Source organism: Saccharothrix australiensis (genome assembly GCF_003634935.1).
In the GTDB taxonomy this organism is placed as follows: domain Bacteria; phylum Actinomycetota; class Actinomycetes; order Mycobacteriales; family Pseudonocardiaceae; genus Actinosynnema; species Actinosynnema australiense.
Genome location: NZ_RBXO01000001.1, coordinates 3654477 through 3673777, shown reverse-complemented (window position 1 = coordinate 3673777; position 19301 = coordinate 3654477). Strand labels below are relative to the sequence as shown.

14 protein-coding genes and 1 pseudogene are annotated in these 19301 nt (G+C 73.9%); 6 read left to right on the top strand and 9 right to left on the bottom strand.

The window, feature by feature from the left end:
* Window positions 1–34: 34 nt before the first annotated feature.
* The 3 genes and pseudogenes from C8E97_RS36820 to C8E97_RS36050 all read left to right on the top strand — a co-directional run.
* Window positions 35–337, top strand: a pseudogene (locus tag C8E97_RS36820) (hypothetical protein); the annotation flags it as partial.
* Between the two features lie 376 nt (window positions 338–713).
* Complete coding sequence (locus tag C8E97_RS36495) at window positions 714–839, top strand: hypothetical protein (RefSeq protein ID WP_281275424.1); 126 nt, start codon at window positions 714–716, stop codon at window positions 837–839.
* Between the two features lie 159 nt (window positions 840–998).
* Window positions 999–1796, top strand: coding sequence for an ALF repeat-containing protein (locus tag C8E97_RS36050; RefSeq protein ID WP_121006313.1), 798 nt, complete (start codon window positions 999–1001; stop codon window positions 1794–1796).
* A gap of 563 nt (window positions 1797–2359) precedes the next feature.
* Here C8E97_RS36050 and C8E97_RS15915 read toward each other — a convergent pair.
* A complete protein-coding gene (locus C8E97_RS15915) occupies window positions 2360–2875 on the bottom strand; it encodes a MarR family winged helix-turn-helix transcriptional regulator (protein WP_121006311.1) in 516 nt (171 codons plus the stop codon).
* Between the two features lie 5 nt (window positions 2876–2880).
* Here C8E97_RS15915 and C8E97_RS15910 point away from each other — a divergent pair, with 5 nt between their 5' ends.
* From C8E97_RS15910 to C8E97_RS15900, 3 genes are all read left to right on the top strand, one after another.
* The gene (locus tag C8E97_RS15910; RefSeq protein WP_121006309.1) at window positions 2881–4017 is read left to right on the top strand and encodes an MFS transporter; all 1137 of its coding nucleotides are present in this window, start codon (window positions 2881–2883) and stop codon (window positions 4015–4017) included.
* A 382-nt stretch (window positions 4018–4399) separates the two neighbouring features.
* Complete coding sequence (locus tag C8E97_RS15905; RefSeq protein WP_121006307.1) at window positions 4400–5218, top strand: lipase family protein; 819 nt, start codon at window positions 4400–4402, stop codon at window positions 5216–5218.
* Window positions 5219–5404: 186 nt separating this feature from the next.
* Complete coding sequence (locus C8E97_RS15900; RefSeq protein WP_121006305.1) at window positions 5405–5983, top strand: hypothetical protein; 579 nt, start codon at window positions 5405–5407, stop codon at window positions 5981–5983.
* Window positions 5984–6189: 206 nt separating this feature from the next.
* On the opposite strand, the gene C8E97_RS15895 is transcribed toward C8E97_RS15900, so the two are convergent.
* The 8 genes from C8E97_RS15895 to C8E97_RS15860 form a co-directional block, all read right to left on the bottom strand.
* Complete coding sequence (locus C8E97_RS15895; protein ID WP_121006303.1) at window positions 6190–6621, bottom strand: acyl-CoA thioesterase; 432 nt, start codon at window positions 6619–6621, stop codon at window positions 6190–6192.
* The gene (locus tag C8E97_RS15890; protein WP_121006301.1) at window positions 6618–11870 is read right to left on the bottom strand and encodes a type I polyketide synthase; all 5253 of its coding nucleotides are present in this window, start codon (window positions 11868–11870) and stop codon (window positions 6618–6620) included. Before C8E97_RS15890 ends, C8E97_RS15895 begins: the two co-directional genes overlap by 4 nt.
* Complete coding sequence (locus C8E97_RS15885; RefSeq protein ID WP_211347032.1) at window positions 11867–12802, bottom strand: enediyne biosynthesis protein UnbU; 936 nt, start codon at window positions 12800–12802, stop codon at window positions 11867–11869. The genes C8E97_RS15890 and C8E97_RS15885 overlap by 4 nt, the downstream gene beginning before the upstream one ends.
* Window positions 12799–14718 (bottom strand): CRTAC1 family protein, encoded by a 1920-nt coding sequence (locus tag C8E97_RS15880; protein WP_121006298.1) that lies wholly within the window; start codon window positions 14716–14718, stop codon window positions 12799–12801. Before C8E97_RS15880 ends, C8E97_RS15885 begins: the two co-directional genes overlap by 4 nt.
* On the bottom strand, window positions 14715–15620 hold the full coding sequence (locus C8E97_RS15875) for a DUF1702 family protein (RefSeq protein ID WP_246019373.1): 906 nt from the start codon (window positions 15618–15620) through the stop codon (window positions 14715–14717). Before C8E97_RS15875 ends, C8E97_RS15880 begins: the two co-directional genes overlap by 4 nt.
* Window positions 15621–15631: 11 nt before the next feature.
* The gene (locus tag C8E97_RS15870) at window positions 15632–16876 is read right to left on the bottom strand and encodes an ABC1 kinase family protein (RefSeq protein WP_211347031.1); all 1245 of its coding nucleotides are present in this window, start codon (window positions 16874–16876) and stop codon (window positions 15632–15634) included.
* A gap of 386 nt (window positions 16877–17262) precedes the next feature.
* Window positions 17263–18186 carry an alpha/beta hydrolase gene (locus C8E97_RS15865; protein ID WP_211347030.1) on the bottom strand — a complete coding sequence of 308 codons (924 nt, stop codon included), beginning with the start codon at window positions 18184–18186 and terminating at the stop codon, window positions 17263–17265.
* Between the two features lie 87 nt (window positions 18187–18273).
* Window positions 18274–19140 (bottom strand): GNAT family N-acetyltransferase, encoded by an 867-nt coding sequence (locus C8E97_RS15860; RefSeq protein ID WP_121006292.1) that lies wholly within the window; start codon window positions 19138–19140, stop codon window positions 18274–18276.
* Window positions 19141–19301: the final 161 nt, after the last annotated feature.

The following is a 19301-nucleotide window of genomic DNA, read 5'->3' as shown; positions in this document are numbered from 1 at the left end:
CGCCGTCCCCGGCCCGACGAGCGCCGCCGCCGCGGTGCGAAGGGGTTCGTGGATCGACGGCCGTTACGCGGGGGCCTCAGAGGCATGGTCCGAGCACTCGCACACGAAGAAGCCGGTGGTTGACCTCGTTCCTCCTGGCGTTCACCACCTTGGTCGGCACGGTGACCGTCACGCCGCCGAGAACGACGACCGCGCGTGGGTGGCCGGTGTGCCGTCTTGCGGCGGCTGCGCCGTGAAGCAGGCCGCTCAACGGGCGCTCGACGCGCACTCGCCCGCCGCCGTCGCGGTCGGCGGGCCCGACCTCCGCGCGAAGGCGCAGGAGGCGCTGGACGCCGGCACCCTGGAGGCGCTCCAGAACTTCTTCGACTTCGAGTGGCCGACCGCCCAGGCCCGCGACAAGGAGACCGCGTCGGTCGCGGAACTGGCCGACGCAGCCAAGGTCCCCGGCGAGGTGGCCGCGCAGGCGACGCAGGCGGCCAAGGGACGCGTCGGCCAAGGCCGTCGCCGAGGCCGCTCTGGCCAAGGAATTCGCGACGAAGGCCGTCGAGGGCTACGTCGCCGAGGCCGCGCAGGACGCCGGCAACGCGGGCCAGAACGCCGCCGCAGCCGCCGACGCCGCGCAGAAGGCCGCCGACCACGCGGTCACCGCGGACAAGGCCGTCGCCGAGGCGTCCCGGCACGCGAGCAACGCCACGAACGCGGCGCAGACCGCCGTGGACGCGGCCGGGCAGGCGAAGGCGATCTACGACGCCACCCGCAAGGTCGACGAGGAGAAGCTGACCGCTCGCAGCGAACAGGCCCGCACGGCGGCGGCCGAGGCGAAGACCGCCATGTCGTAGCCGACCACCGCCCAGCAGTCGACCACCGCCCAGCAGTCGACCACCGCCCAGCAGTCGACCACCGCCCAGCAGTGGGACGCCGCCCAGGAGTCGCTGCGCGACGCCGAGACGAAGCGGCTGATCGGCGAGGCGACCGCGCCGGACGCGGACCCCGCGCTCGTGGTGCGCCACGGCCGCCGGATCGCGCTGCGATTGGCGGAGGCGAGCGACCCGTGGACGCGCCAGGCCGCCGAAGGCGCGTTGACCGGGGCCGACCCGCTGGTGCGAAAGCACGTCCGCACCGGCCTGGAACGGGCAGCGGCGCAGGACGACCGCGTGACGCTGCGCAGCGTCGCCACGGTGGGCAGCCGGCGGCTCAAGGACGCGGCCGACGCCGCGCTCGCCGGCTACGACGCGGACGTGCGGAACTTCCTGCGCAACCCGGACTACCCGGACGCGACGTCCAGCACCGGGTCAAGGTCAACCGGGTGCTGTCGGCGGGCGCGCTGGTCGCCTCGGGGCAGCAGGCCGAGCCTGCCGCCGAACAGGGACTCCCGGTGGAGGACTTCAACCACCCGGCCGGGCGCGCAGCGCATCCTGGACGAGGACAAGGTCCAGCTGCTCTCCGGCGACGGGCACGTCGTCTACACGCCGTGCGGTCAGCAGCCCTCCGAGGGCATCGGCCTGATGGAGGTCCGCACCACCGACCTGGAGGTCGGGCCGAACGATGACGGCGTGTTCTGCCTCAAGGTCATCGGGACGTCGGGCTATCTGACGATGCTGGTGCCCGACGTCTTCGAGATCCGCGGTGACGGCCACGGCCGGACCCCCAGCCACGGCGGCATCGTCGAGGTGCGGGAACCCTCCGGTGAGCAGCGGACCGACAAGATCAACCCGAACGGGGCCCTGCAGGTGGGCACTGGTCGCAGCACGTCGGCCAAGCCGGAGACCCTGCTGCGCGTGGAGATCAAGCCGTAGTGGGCGGTTGCCCCCCGGCGGATGGCGCATTGCCGGGGTAGTGGACGGTTGCCCCCCTGGTGGGTGGCTCACCGCCGGGGGGCAGGGTTGTCGGGCGGGGGTCGACGGGTCGTGGGGAACGAGGTGTGGGTGGTTCGCGCGGCTTCCTCTTTACCGAGTGGGGGCGGGGCGGGGTTCGTACATGTCCGCACCTTGATTCACTCGATGGTGTTTGGGTTGGCCGCCACCACCGAGGCGCACGGCCGCTGCATCGCCGACGCGCTGGACGTGGTCGGCTGGTCGGTGTCCTTGGCGGCACGCACGTCCTCCACATCGTGCCCGCCCGCGCCGCTCTCGGGATCTCCTTCGCCCCCAGCTTCACCGGGTCGGGGGGCGACCGCGCCTTCGGCGGGCGGTGTCCGGTCCGGTCGGACCGTTCCCGTCCAGCGGAAAAGACCCGGACGGTGACCGCATCGGCGGGAAGTCGGTGCGTCACCCGCCGGACCTGCGTCACGCGAATCCACTCCAGCCGGTCGGGCCGGAGTCCGTGCAGGTCGCCGTGCTGGGCCACCGGACCGGCGAACTCAGCCCGAGCAGGCGCGCTGCCACCCCCGGTGCACCGGGCAGCGGGGGCAGGTCGACCGGTCGCACAGTCGGCACAGTTCCGCCAGCAGGTGCTCGCTGCGCGCCTCCGGGCCGAGCAGCGCCCCCGCGATCGCGACCAGTTGCGCGCGTTGCCGATCGGACAACCGCTCGACCAACCGGTCCAGCACCGCCTGCCGGGCCGCCAGCGCCTCGGCCGCCACCCGTTCGCCCTCCTCGGTCAGCCGCAAGGGGCGGGCGCGGCCACTCGTGTCCCGTACGACCAAGCCCTGCTCCGTGATGCGGCGCACCAGGTGGGCCGTGCCCGGCTGGGAGATGTGCAGCACCTCCGCCAGCCAGTCGGCCGTGCGTCCCGGCTGGTCCTTGATGGCGATCAGCGCCTCGCCGAGCGCGCCGCCCGCGCCCACCGCCCCGGTCACCGCGCCCCGGACGGCGCCGGCCACCAGCAGGCCAACGGCGCCCAGCAGGTTTGCCGCCTCCTGCGATGAGACATTCATAACTCATGAATGTACGGCACGTGGTCCTGATCGTGTGTCTCAACCTCGCCCAGCTGCCCGTCGCCATGCGGTTGCTGCTCGTCACGCTGCTCGCCGCGGACCGGACCGGCAGCTTCGCCGTCGCCGGGCTCGCCGGCGGGACGGCCGCCGTGGGCACGGCGCTCACCGCGCCGTGGTGGTCGCGCCTGCTGCCCCGCTTCGGTGACGGTCGCGTCCTCGTCGCCTCCGGAGGGCTCTTCCTCTGCGGCCAGCTCGCGCTCGCGGTCAGCCACGGCACGGCCCCCATCATCGGCCTGGCGGCGGTGTCGGGGCTGTGCACGCCGCCGGCCGCCGGCAGCGTCCGGGCCCTGCTGCCCCGACTCGTCCCCCCGGCGGACCTGACCAGGTCGTACGCGGTGAACTCGGTGGCGCTGGAGGTCGTCTACCTCGGCGGGCCGCTGTGGGTGACCGGCTGGGTGGCGCTGGCCGGACCGACCGCCGCCCTGGTCGCGAGCACGGTGATCGGCGTGGGCTGCCTGGTCGTCGGGGGTGCCCTGGCACCCTCGGGCCGACGCCGGTCGCCGTCACCCGGCCCGCCGCTGCTCGCCGAGCCCGCCGTGCACACGCTCGGCGGCGCGTACCTCGTCTACTGGGTGTGCATGGGAGCGATGTGGGTGCTCTTACCGGCGTTCGCCGAACGCGCCGGCGCGGCGGGGCAGGCCGGGCTGCTCGTCGCGCTGTGGTCGGCGGGCAGCCTCGTCGGCGGGCTGGTCCTCGCGGCACGCCCGCCGCGGGGGTCGAAGCGGAACAGCTACCTGTGGCTGCTGGGCACGCTCGCCGCCACCTCCCTGCTGCTCGTGCCGCCGACGACGGTCGGCGGGATGGCGGTCTCGGTCTCGGTGTTCGGCGTCGCGCTCGCGCCCTGGCTCGCGGTCAACGACCAACTGGTGGCCGCGTCCGCCGTCGAGCGCACCGCGGAGCTGTACGGCTGGCTGACCACCGCCGGCCAGCTCGGCAGCGCCGTCGGCTCCGCGGTCGCCGGCCCGCTCGCCGACCGCTACGGGGGCGGGCCGGCCTTCCTCCTGGTGACAGCGGCGCTCGGCACCGGCTTCGCCATCGCGCTCCGCCGCAGGCGCACGCTGCCCGATTCCGCGCCGACCTGACCCCGCTCCCCCGGTCGGCCGGTCCGTCCGCGCCACGGCGGCGGAGGGGCATCGCGCGAGCGCCTGACCGGTTGACCGCGGCCTACCGGCATCCCCTGCCTCCGCGGCTCAGCGGCACGCTGCCGACAGCAGCGCGTCGAGCCGGGTCCGCGCGGTGGCGGGGCCGACTCCGCGGCACCGCCGGGTGACGAACCGCTCCTCGGGCCAGCTGTGCCTCCGACCCGTCAGCGATGCCCTGTGCGCGGATCAAGTGGCCGAACCCTCCCGGCGGGGTGAATCACGGCGCGGCTGGTGGCGCGGCGGGCCGCGGCGGAGGTAGGCACAGGTGGTGTGGCGGTGAACGTGGCCACTGTCGACGTGTTGTCTACGTGAGGGATGGACGATGTCCGCACCGACGCTGAACCACCTGGCCTCCGGGTACGACGCCCGCCAGGCGTACTGCCTGGCGAAGGCCGCCGAACTGGCCTATGGGGACCGGGACGAGATCGAGGTCACCGCCGGCGAGTGGGGATTCGACCGGGTACGTCACCACTGCTCGACGTTCAAGCCGCCGTTCGCGATCAGCCACACCCAGGCGTACACGATGGCGAGTCCGACGATGGTCGTGACCGCGTTCCGCGGCACTGAGCCGCTGCGGTTGCGGGACTGGTTCTCCGACGTGACCATCCCGCCGTGGCCCGGACCGGCGGGCACCGGTCTGGTCCACTACGGGTTCGCCGAGGCGTTGCGGGCGGTGATCCCGTCCGTGGTGGCGGCCGTCCAGGAGTTGCGCGACGGCGAGCAGACGGTGTGGTTCACCGGGCACAGCCTCGGCGGCGCACTGGCGATGCTGGCCGCGGCGTGGCTGCACTTCGAGGAGCCCCGACTGTCGGCGCACGGTGTCTACACCTTCGGGCAGCCCCGCACGTGCAACAACGTCCTGGTCAAAGCCTACGACCGGGCACTGGCCGGACGGACGTTCCGGGTGGTCAACAACAACGACGTCGTCGCGCAGGTCCCGCCCGGACCGTTGTTCCGCCACGTCGCGGCACTGCGCTACATCGACTCCTCGGGCAAGGTCCGCGACTCCATGCCGAGGGTGTCCAAGCTGCTGGACCGCGCCAAGGGGATGACCGCCGACCTGTTCGCCCCGGCTGCCGACGGGGTGCGCGACCACCTCATGAAAGCCTACGTGGCCGCCCTGGAGAAGAACCTCACCTGAGGACTCCGCGAGGACCACCGCTCGGACGGGTGCGGGACGTCCGGTCGGGCGACGCTTCGCCGCCGCCATGACCACTGCCCGTCACGTCGGCTGACACGATCTAGTCGACCTCGTCGCGGACCCGGCCGGCACCGCCGATCCGACCTAGATTCGGTTCGTCGCGGTGACGAGATCACGGAGGACCTGATGTTGAACCTGTTGCCCAAGATCGGTGTCGAGATCCCGTGCAGTTGCCTGGCCCTCAACACCCCGATGACCATCGGCACTGGCCTGTTCACCCTCGACTTCAAGGGCGGCATCAAGGTTCGGATCGAGGTCAACCCCCAGGAACCGCTCAACTCGGTACGACTGCGGGTGGTCGGCCACAAGATCAGTGCCGAACTGCCCGCGGACGACCTCGCCGGTTCCCGTCCCACCACGGTCACGATCGAGCAGCAGGACATCGACATCGACACGAAGAGCGTGCTGCGACTGGTGTCGAAGTTCCCACCCAAGTTCGAGCAACTCATGGTGCTGAGCTTCACCATGACCATCGACAACCCCGAAGCGGTGCTGCGGAACGCGGGTGTCCAGGTGACCACCCCGTCCGAGCCGCTGGTGCTGTCCACGAAGAACCCGGTGCAGTTGAGCAGCAAGCTCACGAAGTTCCCGCCCAAGGGCGACATGTACAAGCTGGAGAACCCGATGGAGCTGGTGCTGCCGGACAACCCGGACACCACGATCGTGAAGATCGACAAGTTCCCGGTGAAGGTCGGCGGCCTCTGACCCGTCCGGCGGCTCGGCACCGCCGAGCAGGGCGGCACCGCCGAGCAGGGCGGCACCGCCGAGCAGGGCGGCACCGCCGAGCAGGGCGGCACCGCCGAGCAGGGCGGCACCGCCGAGCAGGGCGGCACGTGCGGCGCGGGCGACGAGCCCGCGACACCGGCCAGCACCCGCCGACCGCACCGACCCGGTCGACACCGGGCGGCCCACTACCGGGTCGCCGAATACGGGTGGAGGCTGTTCCGCAGCTCCGCCGGCACCGGCACGGGCACCAAACCCTCCGGACCGCGGGACATGCAGGCGACCGACTGGCCACCCCGCGCGACCAGCTGCGGGACGGGCGCGTTGACCCGGAGGTAGTCGAAGGCCATGCCGACGCGGTTGTCGTCCAACTCGGTCAGCGTCATGCGCAGCTCGACCGTGTCGCCGGCGGTCAGCTCGCCGAGGTACTGGCAATCGCACGTCGTGGTGACCAGCGTGAAGCCGTTGGCGAGCGCTCCGAGCACGCCCGGGGCGTGCTCGGCGAGGAACCGTTCCCGGCAGTGGCCCTGCCAACGGAGGTAGTGCGCGAAGTAGACGTTGCCCGCGAGGTTGGTCTCGTCCAGGGTGATCAGGTGTCGATAGGCGTAGCTGCGGGTCACGCGGGCGCTCCTGCGGTGAGCACGGAGATGGCGACGGGTCGATCCTGTCCGGGCACCGGGACGATGACCGACGCGATCAGCGAGCCTCCGCAGCGCAGCAGCAGCCACCCGCCGTCGTAGGCGCCGGCGAACCGCACGGTCGACCGATCGCACCGAAGCCGGTCGAGGCAGCCGCGAATCGTCCTCGCCCGCGCGGCGAGCGCGTCCGGGGGTAGCTCGCCTGCGCCGGTCAACGCCCGCACCAGCTCCGCGTCGGGCGATTGGCCGCGTGGATGTCCACGTGGCTCGACGAATTGCCAGTCACAAGCCACCGGGCAGTCCCCGCCGGCCTCGACGGCGAACGGGGTGGCGACCGAGATCGACAGCGACGGGTCGAGGCCGATGCCGATCGCCGAGCGGGTCAGCATGGCTGCCAGCAGCGGCGGTGCCAGCGGCCGGCTGGGCAGCGCACCGGCGCCGGCCAGGCGGAGACCGGTCCACCGGATGGCGTGCCTGGCCGCGGAGCCCAGCGCGACCACGTCCCACGTGTACTCGCCACCGCCGGCCGTGGGAGCCGCTCGGCGCTCGACACCGTGCAGTTCCCACGGGCCGGGAACGGTCGGGTCGAGTTCCACCCGGTCGCAGCCCACCGGTAGCAGTCGCTGGTGCGGCACGCACGCCTGGAGCGCGTGCACGCTCGCGTCGTTGACGGTGGGGCTGCCCAGCACGGGGTCGAAGCCCGTCCCTCCGGGATCGGGCGTCACCGTCGCCCGGCACGATCTCGGATCGGGCACCGACACGGCCGCGATCCGACGGAACCGCCCGGTGTGGAACAGGAGCGGGCCGTACAGGTCGCCGGCGTCGACCGCGTCCGCCCCGGCCACGGTGATCGGATCGACGCCGGGCGCCGTGGGACGCAGGGGGAACTGCGCACGGAAGTGGTCGGCGAAGCCGGATTCGGCGCTGCGCAGCACGGTCTCGACGACCCCGTCGTGGCGCAGGGCGCACACCCGCACGGCACCGTCGGAATCGGGCACCACGACCGGGCGGTCGAACACGACCCGCTCCGCCACGGTCAGCGCACGTCCGGCCAACGCCGACGCCGCCTGCGCCATGGCCTCGAGGCCGACCACGGCGGGCAGCACGGCCAGGCCGTCGAGCCGGTGCTCGGCCAGCCACGGGTCGGTGCGCAGGGACAGCACCGCGTCGGCGACCAGCTCGACCCCCGGCTGGTGTGCCCGGACCCGCTCGACGAAGCGGCCGGGGTTCGCGACCGGCGCCGGGTCGCCGAGCCGACCGTGCACCGACACCGAGACGGGGGTGTCGGGACCGGACAGCAGTCGGAGGAGCAGGTCGGTTCCCTCCTCCACGGAGATCGGGGTGATGTCGCCCCGCGCCAGGGCGTCCACCGCGCCGAGCCGCTCGGCCATGCCGACGCCCGCCCAGACCGACCAGTCCACGTTCAGCACTCGACAACCAGGCAGGCGCAGCCGCTCCACCTCGGCGCGCAGCACGCCGTTGGCCAGCGCGTAGTGGCTCTCGCCCGCCAGCCCGCGCCTGCCGATCACGGAGCCGAACGTGACGAGCAGCCGCAGTTGCCGCGCCGGCACCGCGGACAGCAGCGCGTGCAGCCCGGAGACCTTGGGCGCCAGGTGCCGCCGCATTCGCTCGGCGTCGAGGTGCTCGAACCGGGTGGGCTCGTTGATGCCCGCGGCGTGCAGGACAGCGGTGACCGGCCCCAGCTCCGCGGACAGCTCCGCCACCGCCTGCCGCACGGCGTGCCGGTCGGCGACGTCGACGGACCGGTAGGCGTGCCGGACCCGGTCCTCCCGCAGTCGGTCGAGGTTGCACCGCAACGTCTCGTCGGTGTCCGGCCGGGCTCGCCCGATGACGGCCAAGGCCACCCCGCAGGAGCGCGCCAGGGCGCGTGCGCACGCGTAGCCGATGCCCTTCCCACCGCCGCTGACCAGCAGCACGTCGCGGTCGCCCAGCGGCAGCCGGCCGACGGGTCGGAGGTCGAGCGGTTGCTCGACGGGCTCGCTCACGGAGCCGGAACCGTCGACGACGAGCTCCCGCCACCGGCCGGGCTCGGCGTGACACGGTGGCGCATCCGACCGCCCCGCGGGCAGCCGCACGAGCGTGATGCCGATCTCCGGGTGTTCGAGGCACAGCGACCGCAGGAACCCGCTGGCCGCCGTGTCGTGCGCGGTCACCACGAGCGCCTTGGCGCGCAACGCGTACCGGGCGAGGTCCAACAGCGCGCCGGGTTCGCTCGGGACGGGCAGGGACGCGGTCCGCGCCGGCGGTCCCGGCTCGGGCCGTGCCGGCACGGTCCGTTCCGTGAAGCACCGCAGCCACGGCCGGACACCGTCGACCGGACCGTCCGATTCGGACGCCGGCCTCGCGGGCAGCTCCAGGAGCAGGGCGGCCAGTTCGGCGACCGAGCAGTCCGACACGGATGCGGGGACGGCGTCGAGCCGCCGGCCCAGCTCCTTCGCGGCCGCCGCGACGAGCTGGGCCGCGCGCAGCGAACTGATGTTGAGGTCGCCGACCAGGCGGGTGCCCGGTTGGATGAGCGCGCGGTCGAGTTCGGTCGCCTCGGCGAGCAGCCGGGTGATGACCGACACCGGCGATTCGGCGCGGTCCCGCTCGGACGACACCGCCGGGACGGGAGGGCGTTGTGGCGGCGGCGCGGAGCACGGGTTGGCGAGGAACTCCGGTTCACGCCACAGGTCGAACGGACGGGCGAACCGCCCGGCGAACAGCGGCGCGAGGTCCTTCGCCGCGGTGGAGCAGAACAACGCCGCGGCGGCATCGGCGGCTTCCAGGCTCACCGCCGGCGTGTCGCAGCCCAGGGCGACCAACGCGCTCAACGCGTCCCCCGGACCCGCCTCGCAGAACAGGTCGGTGCCCGCCAAAGCGCAGTGGACCGCCGGCCAGAACCGCACCGGTGCCAGCACCTGGGCGGTCAGTGCTTCGACCAGGTCCTCGTCGTCGAGCGGTCGCCCGTACACGGTGGACACCACGACCCTGGGCGAGGGGCGGAAGCCGATGGTGCGCAGGACGGCGTGCAACCGCTCGGCACAACCGGACATGGCGGGCGTGTGGAAGGCGTGCGAGACCGGCAGCATCGTGGCGGCGACCCCACGACGCGAGGCCGCCTCGGCCACCGCGCGCAACTCCGTCAGCGCACCGGCCAGGACCTGGGCGCGCGGGCCGTTGTCAGCGGCGACCACGAGCCCGGTGCCCGAGCACATCGCCGCCGCCTCGGCGGGGCCGGTGGCCACGGCCATCATCCCGGTGCCACCGGCGCCGTGGTCCGCCATGATCCGTCCGCGCTCGACCACCAGGCGCTCGCCGTCCGCGGCGGACAGCCTGCCGGACCAGGCCAGCGCGGTGATCTCGCCGAGGCTGTGGCCGATCGCCGCGACCGGTTCCACTCCGAGTTCGTCCAGCCGGGCGACGGCGGCGAGGCCGGCCCGGTAGACCGTCGGCTGGACCCGCGCCGTGTCCACGGTGTCCCCGGCGCCCACCCCTTGACCGGGGAACAGCAGGGTGACCCGGCCCGCCACCTGGTTGCCCAGCCACGTGCCCCGGCGGGAGACCAGCTTCCCGCCGGGCAACCCGGCGAGTTCGGCGGCGGCGCGGGCGGCGCACGCGCCGAGTTCTTCCGGGGTGCGCACCGCCAGCGCCGCGCGCACCCCGCCCGCGGGTGGCAGGCGGCCGAGGTGGCAGGCGAGATCCCGCAGCTCGGCCAGGGACAGCCGCGGTGCGAGCGCGGCGATCCGGGTCAGCAATCGGCCGGTCCGCGCCGGGTCCGCGCCGCTCACCGCGACCACCTCGACGGCGGGCGCCCGGCGGTCCGCCACCACGACCGACACCGACCGGTGGGATTGCCGGGCGGTGTCCCGCCCCAGCACCAGATGCGCGTTGACGCCGCCGAAGCCCATCGCGCTCACGCCGGCGAATCGCGGGCCCGCCGGCCACGGCTCGCCGGCGGGCAGCACGCGCAACGCCGGGCGGAGCGCGGGGTGCGGCGAGACGCAGCCGGTCGTCGGCGGCAGCGTGCCGGACGCCACGCTCAGCACCGCCTTGATCACCCCGGCCACGCCCGCCGCCGCCTTCGTGTGGCCGATGTTGGCCTTGACCGAACCCAGCGCGGCCGCCGCCGGCGCACCGGCACGGGCCTGGTTCAACGCGGTCAGCTCCACCCTGTCGCCGACCGCCGTTCCGGTGCCGTGCCCCTCGTAGAGCGCGATCTCGGCGTGGTCGATCCCCGCCATGCCGCTCGCCCGGCGCAGGGCGAGCAACTGGCCCGCGACCTCGGGCCTGGTGATGCCGCCACGTCCGTCGGACGAGACGCCCCAGCCGAGGATCTCCGCGTACACGGCGACGCCGGCCGCGCGGGCGTCCTCGGCGCGCATCAGCGCGAGCATGCCGCAGCCCTCGCCGGGGAGGAAGCCCGCGGACCGCTCGTCGTAGATCCGCATGTCCCCGTTGGCGAGCGCGCCGGTCTTGGCGAACCCGACCAGCTCGAACGGGTCCAGGCTGAGGTCGACGCCGCCGGCGATGCCGAAGTCCGCGCCGCGGTCCCGCAACGCGCGGCACACCGTGATCACGGCGAGCAGGGAGGACGCGCACGCCCCGTCCACCGTGTACCCGCCGCCGTGGAAGTCGAACTGGTTGCAGATCCGGCCCGCTATGGTGTTGGCCAGGCCACCGGCCAACGTCTCGTCCCCCACCTCGGGGAAGGCCGCGAGGTAGCGGCGCCGGATCCGCTCGAGCACCCCGCCGTCCACTTCGGGCAGTTCCGCCTCCAGCACCCGGCGGACGTACGGCCAGCGCAGCCGCAGCGTCCGCGCCCTGGTGACCTCGCCGGTCAGGCTGTTGCCGACCACGACGGCGACCCGGTCGCGGTCCAGTCCCGCACCCGCCGGGTGGCCGGCATCGGCGAGCGCCCGAGCGGCGGTCTCCAGCGCCAGCCAGTGCGCCGGGTCGGCGGCGCGGTGGACCTCGCTCGGTATCCGGAATTCCCGGCGGTCGAAACACCAGTTCTCCAGGACCGCGGCGTGCGTGCCGTAGGTCTTGTCCGGTGCGGACGGGTCGGGGTCCCAGTAGTCGTCGAGGTCGAGCCGCTGCGGCGGTAGTCGACGGAACGCGCGGCGGCGCTCGAGCACCGCCTGCCACAGCCCCGCCGGGTCGTCGGCGTCCGGGTACCGGCACGCCATGCCGACGATCGCGATCGGCTCCCCCTGCTCCCCCCGCTTCACGAGGACTCCCGCAGCGCGGCCGGATGCCCCACCTCGACCCGCTGTCGCGGCACCACCGGAGCCGTCCTCGGCGGACGGGACGCGGTGGCCACCAGCACGACCGCGCGCAGCACGCACACGATCACCAGGGCGAAGAACAAGCCGAACACCACGTGGAACTGCACCAGCACGCCGTACACCGCGGCCGTCGCCAGGCCGAACAGGACCTGGTTGCGCGGCCGGACGGGTGTCGTGCCGGGATCGGTGATCATGTAGTTGGTGAACAGGATGAACGCCGTTCCGCTCAGCGGCAGCAACGCGCTGACCAGGGAGATGTCGTCGACACCCCAGCGCAGCACCGCCTGGGCGACGAACCCGCCCACCCAGCCGAGGATCAGCGGCACCTTGCCGGTCAGCCGCGCGTTCACCATCGTCCCGGCCACCAGCAGCAGGGCCGGGACGACCGCGTCCCACCACCCGGTGACCCACTCGGTGAACTCGTACGGTGGCGCGACACCGACTCGGGGAAAGGCCAGCAACACCACGACGATGCCGAAGTTGCTCGGGTTGAGCACGTGCCGCCGACGTCCAGCCACGGGTACTCGGACCACGTACTTGCCGGCCACCCCGACCACCGTGGCGAGCACCGTGGGGAGCAGATCGTCGTTGGCGTACAACAACATCGCGCACGCCATGCCCGTGATGTAGGACGGCAGCAGGAAGTCCACGACCGCGCCCGGCCGGCCGAGCCAACGCGGGCGGCGCCGCTCCGTCGTCGCCTCCACCGAGTCCAGCACGAGCTCCGCGGCGAGCCCGGCGAGGACCGCGGCCACCGGGGTCAGGTACGCCTGCTCGAAGCCGAGCACGGTGTGGCCGAGCACCGTCAGCGCGGTGATGGACAGCCCGAACCGGCGCAGGGCCGCGGAACGCCGATCGCGAACGGTCCTGGTCACTCGTCCTCCTGCACGCTGCCGTCGGGCTCCAGCCGGAGCACGTGCCAACCGGGAGCCAGGGAGACCGAACCGGTGTGCCGGTGCCCGCACCCATCCCGCCAGGTCAGCCGTACCGGCACCGCGGCGGGCGGGTTCGCGCCGAGGCCGAAGTGGAGGTCCGGCGCGTTCACCCCGTTGTGGCCGTTGGCCGGGTAGAGCTGCGCCAACCCGGCGCCGCCGTCCGGCGTCGACACCTCGGCCTCCGCGCCGATCGCCGGTGTGGTCGGCCCGCCCGCGTGCGCGACGCACCGGCCCGCGCCGGTCGGCAGGCGCAGCCGCAGCCCGAGGAAGCTCCCCGCCGGGGACGTGTTCCGGTACATGGTCGACCGTGCCCACTGGTTGGCGGCCACGAAGTCCAGCCGGCCGTCCGAGTCGACGTCCCCCACGGCGAAGGCCCGGCTGACCGCGTCGCTGTCCACGCCGACCCGGTCGGCCACGTCCACGAACCGGCCGTCGCGGGCGCGGGCGAAGAACGTGTTGCGGTCGTGCCCGGACAGGTCGACGCCCTCGGTGAAGGTCGGCCACAGCTCGGGGTGGCGGACCACGAGGTCGTTGGACATGGCCAGCTCCTGGAGCTGTGCCCAGCGGTTCTCCGCACCGGCTACGAACCCGGTCGCGTGCATGACCTCGTCCGCTCCGGTGTTGTCGAAGTCGGCGGCCTTGACGTCCCACGACCAGCCCGACCGGGACAGGCCGAGATCCTCGCTGACGTCGTCGTAGGGCGCCACCGCGTGGCGCAACCGGTCGGACAGGCCGGCCCTGGGCACGGTCGCGACGAAGGCGAAGTTGCTCTCGTGGAGGGCGTACGGCTCGGTGATGTTGCTGACCAGGATGGCGGGCACGCCCGTACCCAGCAGGTCGGTGAACGCCACCCCCATCCCCTTGAACGAGTCGTCGCCCAGCACCTTCGACTTCGGTGTGGTCGCGTGCCGGACGCCGGCGGCCGGGGTGAACGCGACGTGCCCCGGCGCGGAACCGTTGACCAGCAACCGGTCCGGGCCGAAGTCGTTGGCCACGTACAGCTCCGGCAGACCGTCCCCGTCGAGGTCCTGGGCGCCGAGCGCGAGCGCCCACCCGGTCCGGTCCGCCGGCGCGAAGGCGTCGCGTTCCTCGGTGAAGCGCCCGTCGCCCGCGGACCGGAGCAGCCGCAGCGCGCTCCCGTTGGCCGCGTGCGAGAGCGAGTCGTTCATGACCTGCTCCGGGGAACCGGCAGTCGGGTCGAGCACCCGGAGGCCGTCCGGGAAGTAGTTGCCGAACACCAGGTCGAGGTGGCCGTCGCCGTCGAAGTCGCCCGTGGTCGCGGCGTTGGTGTTCCACACCTGCCACGGGCTGACCAGTTCACGCGCGGAGAACGCCGCCGCCGACGGCGCCACGCCGGGGGTGCGCCGGAACAGCACGGGCGAGCGGCCCCAGTAGTAGACGACCACGTCCTGCCAGCCGTCCTCGTCGGCATCGGTCGGCAGGCAACCCATCGGCGCCGCGTGCGGAGGCAGCTCGGGCCCGCTGGGAACCAGCGGGAACGGCCGGTAGCGGGCGCCGGTGGTCGGCGCCGGCGCCACGCTCACCGTGTCCGTCCGCGGATCGACCAGGCACAGGTCGTGCGAGACGGTGCCGCCGTCCGCGGCGAACAGCCCGGCTCCCGCGCCGACCGAGGAGATCCAGGACCTGATGCCCTCGTAGGCGGGCGCGACGGAACGCAGGTGTCGGGCGCCGGGTTGATCGGCGGGGCTGACCGGGTAGCCGGTGAACGAGAACCGCTCGGCGAGCGCATCGCGTTCCGCTGCCGAAGGCCGGTGCCCGACGGTCGCGGCGAACACCGCGGCACAGCCGAGCAGCGCGACCAGCCGGACGGCGTGCCTGCGCAGCAATGTCCTCATCGCTCCTCCCACTGTCGGCTGGTCTCGGTGCGCCACCGCTGGTACCGGGTGAGGGTGACCGGCCCGTCGTCCAGCAGGGCCAGCGCGCGGTCGGTCCACGCGGCGGCCTCGGCGACGCCGACCCCCGCCAGCAGCGCCGCGGCCTCGTGGGTGTGCGCGGGCACCACCGAACCCACCTGCCGGGCCTTGCACGCGAACGCGCAGCCCTGGGCGAGCCACCGCCGGTGCCGCCCGGCCGGCCCGACCAGCCTGCTCAGCTCGGCGGCATCGGCGCCGCCTGCGTAGGTGGCCGCCAGCCCCACGCCGCTCCACAGATCCGCCTGCCGGTCCGGCGGGAACTCCGCGACCCGCAGCGCCACGCCCTCCGGATCGGCGCATTCGTGGAACCACAGCGCCCGGCCGAGGCCCTGGTCGCGCACGGCGCGCGCACCCGGCGGCAGCCCCGGCTCCACCCGTGCGCGGCCGATCGCGCGGTCGGCGTGGAAGAACCCCTGGTGGAAACCGAACCCGTCCCAGGCCAGCCAGCGCAGCAGCGGGTCCGCGGTCGGCACACCGGCCACCGGCCGCAGGCGCAGCCGCGCGTAGGCCCACCCGATCCCCACGTGCACCAGGTGCGGGTGGGCACTGCCCGGTCCGCTGAGCAACTCCGCCACTCGCCGCCCCCTGGCGAGCGTGACGAGGTCCAGCAGGGCACAGCCCATTCCGGCTCCCTCGCAGGCGAAGCCCCTGTGCGCCGGGTCCACCTCGCCGATGCGCCGCGCCAGTCGGTCGACCGTGCGCCCCTCGATCGCGGCGTTCAGCCCGGACAGGAAGGCGCGGGCCGCGGATTCGAGCACGCCCCGCGCCGGGCCGGTCCGCAACCGGAACCTACGCCGGCCGAAGTCGACCCGGCCGGGGTCCACGGACAACAGCCTCACCGCGACGCTCCGCCGCGCGCCATCGCGCGCTCGAACAACGCCGTGACCAGCAGGGGCTTCGCCTCCCGCTGGAAGTCCACCTCCGGGTGGAACGCACGCACGGCGCCCTCCAGGACCAACAACGACAGGATCGGGAACACGAACTGCGGGTCGGCGTAGAAACCGTGCCGCCGCTGGATGTCGAACAGCGTGGTGGCGAACGAGATGAGGTCGAACTCCTCCGCGCGCCGACCGGCACTCTCCTCCACCAGGGCCACCAACTCGGCGCGGAAGCCGTCCGGGTCCGCACCCGGCACCGTCGTGGCCGTCGAGGCCACGATGTCCGCGCACGCCGGTCCGTCGCCGCGACCCATGCAGTAGAAGAACGCCGCGAACTTCTCCCGCGCCGAATCCGACAGCCGCACGGTGAACCCGGCGTCCAGGACCACGATCGAGCCGTCCTCCCGGAAGTACAGGTTCCCCGGGTGCAGGTCGCAGTGGACCACACCGTCGATGAACAGCATCCGGTACACCGCGCGCAGCGCGGTCACCACGGCACGCCGCCGGCCCGCTGCCGAAAGCTCGTCCGGCCGGAAGCGGACCAGGCCACCGACGAAGTCCATCACCACCATGTCCTCTGTGGACAGGTCGCGGTGGACCGCGGGCACCGTCACCCCGGGCACGTCGGCCATGCTCCTCCGGAAACCGTCGAGCAGCTCGGCCTCGCGGGTGAGGTCGAGCTGCGCCCGGATGCCTGCGCTGAGCTGCCGGGCGATCTCGACGACCGGTGCACCGCGCAGGACGGGCAGCCGAGCCAGCACACCGGCGACGCGCTCCAGCACAGCCAGGTCCAGCGGCAACGACCGCTCCACATCCGGTCGGCGCACCTTGACGGCGACGTCCCGGCCGTCGGCGACCCGAACCCGGTAGACGCAGGCGATGCTGCCCGACCCGACGAGCGTCGCCGGCGAGCCGGCCGACCCCCGCAGTGCCGCGAACGAGGGCGCGGGTTCCGGGCGCACCTGGTCGTAGAGCCGGGCCAGCGCACGGCAGACCCCCGGCGGCAGCAGATCCGCCCGCGTGCTCAGCAACTGCGCCGCCTTCACGAACGCCGCACCCAGCTCGACCACCGTGCCGGCCAGCCACGACTCCAGCACGGGCCCGGCCCGGTGCCCGCGCAGCCGGCCGGTCGCCGCCGACCAGGCCAACGACGACGAGCGCCTACCGAGGACCAGCAGAACCCGTGCGAACCGAAGAACCACCGCGCCCCGACTGACCTTCCCGCCGGCCATCCACACGAGCGCCTCCGAATCACCCGGGCACGACATCGCGTCGAGACGCTAGCAGCGACCAGCCACGCCGGCCGACACGCGATCAGACGACGCGAAACACTCGCGTGAGTGAAGAGCAACCAACCTTTTCGGTGGCACGTCGTTCCCTTGTGGACCCAGCGTCAACCACAAACTCCGGGGGATCGACGAACGACCCGCCTTGGGCGCTCGGACGACATCAATCGCGGAACCGGAAATCCTGCCGACTACGGTTCGCACACACCACTTTCGAGCAAATCCGGATACGCGTCGCGTAAGATCGCACGACGCCGGTTCACCCGGCGGCTCCGGACAGCCGGACCAGTTCCGGTGGTCGCTCAGCCGGACGTCGGGGACAAGCGGCCCGCGAGCCAGCGCTCGATGTCGTGCAGCGCCGCGTCGGCCATGCCGGTCGGCCGGGACGTGAAGCCGTGTGGCGCTTCCGGGTAGATCCGGAGGTCGACCTCGCCGCCGGCCGCCGACAGCCGCGCCGTCATGGCCAGGTTGTCCTCCAGCAGGACGTCCAGGCTGCCGACGACCACCAGGACCGGGGGCAGGCCGCGCAGGTCCCCGTAGACCGGCGAGATGTCCGGCGCGGTGCGGTCCGGCACGTGGCCGGCGTACGCCTGGATGAAGTACTCGTCGGCGATCAGCCGGCCGGCGGGGGTCAGGCCGCTCAGGTCGTAGGTGCCGAATTGCAACGCCGCGCCGGCGAACGGGTCGACGACGCCCCGGTCGCGCAGGCGCAGCAGCGTCGTCATGGCCAGCGTCGCGCCCGCCGAGAAGCCGCCGATCGACAGCCGGGTCGTGCCGAAGCGCGCCTCGGCCCGCTCCAGCAGCCACAGCGCCGCCGTCTCGCAGTCGTCGGGCGCGGCGGGCCAGGGGTGCTCGGGCGCGAGGCGGTAGTCCACGCTCACGACGGCGACCCCGAGCGCGTCCGCGAGCCGCCGGTTGCGGGCGTCGCCCTGCGCCGCCGAACCCAGGTAGAAGCCGCCGCCGTGGATGTCCAGGTGGACTCCGCGCGGCGCGGTGTCGCCCGCGGGCAGGAGGACCCGCACGGGCACCTGCCGCCCGGCGGCTTCGACCACCTGCTCGACCGCCGCCGGGTCGGGCGGGACGGCACTCCGCTTCGCGCGGGCCGCCCGCAGCTCGTCCGGGTCGCTCGGGCCTTCCACCGCCCGTGACGCGGCATTGGCCGCCCGGCACTCCGCGACGTGCGCGACGAGCCCCGCGTCGATGAGATCCCCCAGCCCCAACCGCACGCCCGTCCCCCGATGCTCCGCGCGACAACCCCGGTCCGACCCGATCATCCCCTGCCGCCGCGCCGGTCGCGTGGCCGGGGTCCCCGGTCACGCGCCGCGGCACCGGTCCCGGATCTCGGGGCGTCGCCGGAAGCCCGCCGACTCGTAGGTGGCGACCGCGCCGACGTTGGAGCTCGGGGTGCAGACGAGCGCGCTCGACGAGCCGAGCCGCCGCAGCGCGGACGCCGCGGCGACGGTGATCGCCCTGCCGTAGCCGTGCCCGCGGTGGTCGCGGTGCACGCCCATCGGTTCGAGCAGGCCGGGCCTGCCCGGACCGGCCGACCACACCGTCACCGCCGCGACCGCGTCGCCCCGCCCGTCGTAGGCGACCAGGCACCGGGCGTCGGTGTACGCCGAGCCCGCCGCCATCGCGCGCCAGCGCTCTTCGGTGAACGTCGACCCGTCGAACGACGCACGCTGCACGGCGACCCGGACGTGCGCCTGCTCCGGCCCGACCTCCTCCACCCGGACGCCCGGGTCCTCCACCGGCTCGGCGAGGTCGCGGCGCAGCGGCGTCCAGGGGTCGCCCGCCGTCCAGCCGCCCTCGGCCAGCGCGTCCTGGACCAGCGAGCCCGTCGGCGCTTCGACGTACGCCTCCCCCGCGGGCAGCACGCCGCGCTCCGGGTCGGTCACGTCCTCGACCACCTGCCGCGCCAGTTCCCCGTCGCGCTGGGCGTCCGGCGCGATCGCCAGCCGCAGCAGCCGGGGGTCGTCCAGCAGCCCGACGGCGAGGACCCGCCCGTCCCGGCTCCAGGTCCGGACCGCCCCGGCCGCCGCCTCCGCGCCGAACCGCCGGAACCAGCCGACGTCACCGGGGTGCAACTGCACCGGCGCCCCCTCGTGCTGCCACTCCCGCAGCACGCCAACGGCCCCGTCCAGCCCTTCGACCCCCGGCTTGCGCACCACGATCGCCATGCCCCCGATCACACACCACCGCACCGACCGCGCGCACCCGGATTCGGCGCGCCTGGTCGGCGGTCGAGCAGCCGGGCCACAACCGCCCGCGCTCCGCGCCGATCTCCGCCGCGACACGGGCACAGGTTCGCACTTCGCCGGCGGGTGATCGGCCTCCGCCG